Origin of the sequence: Xenorhabdus khoisanae, from assembly GCF_001037465.1 — a bacterium.
GTDB lineage: Bacteria > Pseudomonadota > Gammaproteobacteria > Enterobacterales > Enterobacteriaceae > Xenorhabdus > Xenorhabdus khoisanae.
Genome location: NZ_LFCV01000225.1, coordinates 1 through 5,178 on the forward strand (window position 1 = coordinate 1; position 5,178 = coordinate 5,178).

The window sequence follows — 5,178 nt, forward strand, 5'->3', positions numbered from 1 at the left end:
GATTTTTAGTTTGCTGACGCTGTTGCAGATGACAGGCTTTGGGATAGGTATGCTACTTGTTGCCCCGTTCTACGTCTGGCTGCCACCTTCCATCGTGATCCTGATATTCCATGGATTACCGCTGACGGTATTGGTGCTGGTCTTAGTATGGAGTCGGCGATTTACTGCAAGCAAAGTGTAATGGTTAGATAAATATTTTCCCAAAAAGCTTAAAGTATAAAATTCATTTTCTGTTAAGTTGTTAATAAGATAACTAAAAACATAATACCAAAAATCAAATCTCCGATTCGTAACAGCCCCATTTTTGTTTTTTCAGTAATAGCAATATAAAAAATTGTGACAAATATCACATTTTCACACCTCATGAAACCGGTTACATGGATAGTAAACACCTCTCACATTCCACCTTAAATAAATTCGTTATCTTACCTATAGCAACCCATTCGAACTGGAATTATCCCAAAATATATAGATAAACATGTGACTGGAAGGGTGAAACCAACAAAGCGACGGCTTGGAAAATAACAGGAATATTAATAATTATTGAAGGTTATATATGAGTCAAATAACCCCTCAGTTAACAAATATGTGGAATAAGAGTCATGACTCATGGTCTGTAAAAGATAAGGAGTTACGTTTTATATATACAAATAAGGTATTTATTGAATTAAATAATTTACCGGAAGGTTTTGATGCTATAGGATATTCTGAAAAAGAATTACCTGTTTCTTTCAATCATCATATTCGTCTTTCTGAAGAACATGACCGTCAGGTCTTACAATCTATGCAACGAATATCATCTGTCTCAGCTTATTTTCAACGAAATGATCAACAAATAAAGCCCTATTTTTGTGAAAAACATCCACTAATGAATGAAAATAATCAATGTATCGGCGTTATTTGTCACACTAAAGAAATAAATCATTTTTCAGTACATCATTATATTAAAAATGACATGTCTACATCTATTAATCTTAATCCTCCGAACGATATATTGACAGAAAAAGAATGGCGAATTATTTTTTTATTCTGTCGGGGAATCAGAAACAAAGATATTGCTCATAATCTGAAAATATCATGTCGCACTCTGGAAAAATATTTTAAAATCATCTATGAAAAATTATCAATCAATTCAATTATTGAATTAAAAACGCTTTGTGAGAAAAATAATTACAACCTATATATCCCGCCAGAATATTTAAAATCCATCAACCATGCTTTGCTATGTTAAATATAATACCTATAATGCGGATAAACCATTCAAACAAACATGATAGATTACTTGCTTGAAATAAAATCGACGAAACCTTTCATGATAATTTGAACAAGTTTGGATATGATTCCAAGTCATATTCATCTTATATAACCGCCGGGGGAAGCGCATGGCCACAATGAAAGACGTAGCACATCACGCCAAAGTATCCGTAGCCACTGTCAGCCGTGTTATTAATAATACAGCTTACGTCGAACCTGGAACTCGTGAACGTGTAGAAAAAGCCATGCGTGAATTCAACTACCACCGTAATTCAGCAGCACTCGCCTTGGCAAAAAGATCCGGGAATATGTTGGGATTACTAACGGGCAATCTGGCTGACCCTTTCTTTTCCCTTTTGGCTCGCGGTGTTGAAAACGTTGCCCGGAAAAAAGAAGCCAAACTCATGGTCTGTAGTGGGGGGCATCAAGCTGAACTTGAAAAATCTGCCTTAGATTTTTTAATCAATCAAGGATGTGAGGCAATAGTCGCCCATGTCAGTAGAATGAGCGAAGCAGATATATTACGTTATGCTGCCCATACTCCGGGATTAGTGATTATCAATCGATATTTCCCAGCTATCGCTAACCGATGTGTCTGGTTAGATAATGTCAGTGCTTCTCAGACAGCTACCAACTATCTTCTCCAAAATGGTCATCGAAAAATTGCTTATGTAACGACAGATCTACCGATAGATGACAGAAGGCTCCGTCTGAAGGGATATCATGCTGCAATGGCTGATGCGGGTATCACAGTACCTAGCGATTGGGTTATCAGCGTTCCATTTAACGAAAAAGGAGGGGAACAAGCAGCAGAAAAGCTCTTGGACAGCGGCATCAACTTTACAGCGGCATTAACATTCAACGACGTTATGGCCGCCGGTATGATGCGATTCCTGCATCGGCGGAAAATCAGCTTACCGGAGCAACTGTCAATCGTTGGGTTTGATAATATTGTCACAGCCCGATATCTCTATCCTCCCTTAACCACCATACATAATCCAATCGAACAAATGGCGCAACGGGCAGCTAATCTGGCATTACAGCTCAACGCCAAAAAAGAATTAGTTCCACAAATAAATATGTTCTCAGCAGAACTTATCATCAGAGATTCCGTTTTTTTAATAGAATAGATTTAAGTTTAATGGGTTAAATTAGACTGGAATTTAATATGGATGATAAGAAACAACTCAATCTGGGATTCGCGATACTATCGATTGCAGTAATGCTCCTACTACTCATCATTGGTTATGACCAACTAAATCTACGCATTGAATCATTATTGCTTGTATCAGCAGCAATAGGGGCAGCCTTGGCATGTTGGCAAGGCTATCGCTGGAATGACATTATTGATGCCATTGTGGCAAAGCTCGCTAAAGCAATACCAGTCATCATGATACTAATTTGTGTCGGGGGGTTAATTGGCACCTGGATGTTCAGCGGAACTATACCCTATATGGTTTATTGGGGACTAAAGATGATTAGCCCACAATATATACTCATTACCGCTTTCTTTATCACCAGCGTGATTTCAGTTTGCACTGGTACATCATGGGGATCAGCCGGAACAGTAGGCGTCGCCCTAATGGGAGTCGCTGCCGGCCTTGATGTGTCTTTAGCGGCAACAGCAGGCGCGGTTGTTTCAGGTGCGTATTTCGGTGATAAAATTTCACCGTTATCTGACTCAACTAACTTCGCTGCAATTGTTACCGATACTGACCTTTACAGTCATATTCGACATTTAATGTATACCACTACCCCAAGCTTTATTTTAGCCACCCTTGTTTTTTTTATTGCAGGCCATACAAGCTCAACTAATAGCGTAGCAACACCTGAAAAAATCACAGAAATCCTTCAATCTTTTGGAAGCCTTTACCACTTCAACTTATTGCTGGTTTTGCCCCCAATACTGGTTTTGTGGGGAGCCGTAACAAAACGTCCGGTAATCCCCGTCATGCTGGCTGCTTGTGCATTGGCTATTGTGATCGGCGTAGGCCTTCAGGGATTTACCCTTACACAAGGCCTTAATGCATTAATTGATGGTTTCAATCTCTCAATGTTTTCTGACCAAGGACACAACATCAACGGAATTGTCAGCGATGTTCCCCGCTTGCTCGATCGCGGTGGCATGCTCTCAATGATGGGTACTATATTGCTTGTGTTTTGTGCATTCTCATTTGCTGGCACATTAACACTCACTGGCGCCCTGACTATCATCATTAACCAGCTTCTGCGTTTTGTTCACACAACCGGGCAACTTATTGCTGCAACCTTAGGCACAACCATTCTTGTAACTGGGGCAACCTGTGATGGGAAACTAGCTCTTCTCATCCCGGCAGAATTGTTCAAAGATGCTTATCGTGGGATGGGGCTGGATAACAAAAATTTATCACGCACCATAGAAGATGGTTGTACTGTCATTGAACCTCTGATCCCTTGGACTTCCGCTGGAATATACATGGCGACGACACTGGGTGTCAGTACGCTTGATCTACTACCTTGGGCAATTCAGTGCTACGTTTCTGTCTTTTTTGCTCTCATTTATGGTTTTACTGGTTTCGGTATTGCAAAAACTACACTAGAGCACTCTTTGGAGAAAAAGGAAAAATAACATGAATCGTTTAATTTCAATCAGATAATTGATCGCCATAATACAAGTTCTGTTAAGTAGGATTTAAAAGTAATCCTATTTTAATTCTAGGATAATAGCTGAAATTTTTCTGACAGAAAATTTCAGCTATTTAGTTCTTTTATACTCATTTTTGTATAAAACATTTGTATTAAGTAAAAATGAAAATTCAAGATATCTACTTAGCCATACCTTGTTAGATTTACAATTTCTCTGTTTGATTATGTAAACTGCTATGTTTATATCCTATTAAAATTTTCATATTAACTTTTTATATTATTACAGACTTTCCCCTGAAGTTGACACTGACACAAAATATTAAAATGGTTGAGAATAGCCAAATAGATTCTTTTACAATCTATAAGGCAGTTAAAATTTTAACTATCTTTCAGAATATTGGAAGCGTATAAAATACTCTAATAAAAGCATCCTACCTTAAGGTAAATTAACAGCATTAAAGTTGAGTAAAAATTCAAAGCGGTAACTTAAAATATGAAAAGCATACCATTTTATACATCAGAGCGCCTGATATAGCACCCAATTAAAATTAACAAGATAAATTGGATATTAAATAAATTGATTACGTCATTACAATATAGTAAAGGAATAATAACATGAGTGACAATGCCATCATTTCACTTCAAATAATTAACACACTAGCAGCCAGTAACGATCCCTGGGGAATAAAAGATAAAAACTCTTATTTTATTTATGGCAACAAGGCATTGAATGCTATTAAAGGATTTTCTGATTCATTCAATTTTGAAGGGCTTAATGATCACGAACTTCCTTGGGATGGTGCTGAATTTGCAAAGGAATATATTCTTCATGACCAAAAGGTAATGCAAGAAGAAAAATCATATACTTCACTCGAAACCCATATTTGGGGAGAAACAAAAGCATTATCATCTTATTTTTGCGAAAAATCACCTATTTATCATGAAAATGGTGAATGTATAGGGATCATATATCACTTATGGAAAGCACAGGATTATTCACTGACCCGGCTATACCATGGTAAACTCCCTGCTTCCATTATGTTTCAACCACCTACTGAATTATTCACCCAACGAGAATGGGATATCATTTTCCTCTCTCTGCACAAATATACCAGCAAGCAAATGGGTAGAATATTAAATATTTCCTATCGTACTGTCGAAAATTATACAGCACAAATATATAAAAAAGTTGGTGTTAATTCTGCTCAACAATTAGAAGAATACTGTCGCTTTAATAATTTCGATCTCTATGTACCAGAAAGATTTCTACGCCCTGAAAGCCGTATATTGGTTTGAGTC

At 37.4% G+C, this 5,178-nt stretch carries 4 protein-coding genes and 1 pseudogene; all 5 read left to right on the forward strand.

Annotated elements, in window-relative coordinates; genetic code table 11:
• Window positions 1–181: pseudogene (locus AB204_RS20315) on the forward strand (MFS transporter); the annotation flags it as partial.
• Window positions 182–556: 375 nt separating this feature from the next.
• Window positions 557–1,231: a helix-turn-helix transcriptional regulator gene (locus tag AB204_RS20320; RefSeq protein WP_047965198.1), complete on the forward strand. Its 675-nt coding sequence runs from the start codon at window positions 557–559 to the stop codon at window positions 1,229–1,231.
• A 151-nt stretch (window positions 1,232–1,382) separates the two neighbouring features.
• On the forward strand, window positions 1,383–2,384 hold the full coding sequence (locus AB204_RS20325) for a LacI family DNA-binding transcriptional regulator (protein WP_047965199.1): 1,002 nt from the start codon (window positions 1,383–1,385) through the stop codon (window positions 2,382–2,384).
• A gap of 38 nt (window positions 2,385–2,422) precedes the next feature.
• Complete coding sequence (nhaC, locus tag AB204_RS20330; protein ID WP_047965200.1) at window positions 2,423–3,862, forward strand: Na+/H+ antiporter NhaC; 1,440 nt, start codon at window positions 2,423–2,425, stop codon at window positions 3,860–3,862.
• A 632-nt stretch (window positions 3,863–4,494) separates the two neighbouring features.
• Complete coding sequence (locus AB204_RS20335) at window positions 4,495–5,175, forward strand: helix-turn-helix transcriptional regulator (RefSeq protein WP_047965201.1); 681 nt, start codon at window positions 4,495–4,497, stop codon at window positions 5,173–5,175.
• Window positions 5,176–5,178 lie beyond the last annotated feature (3 nt).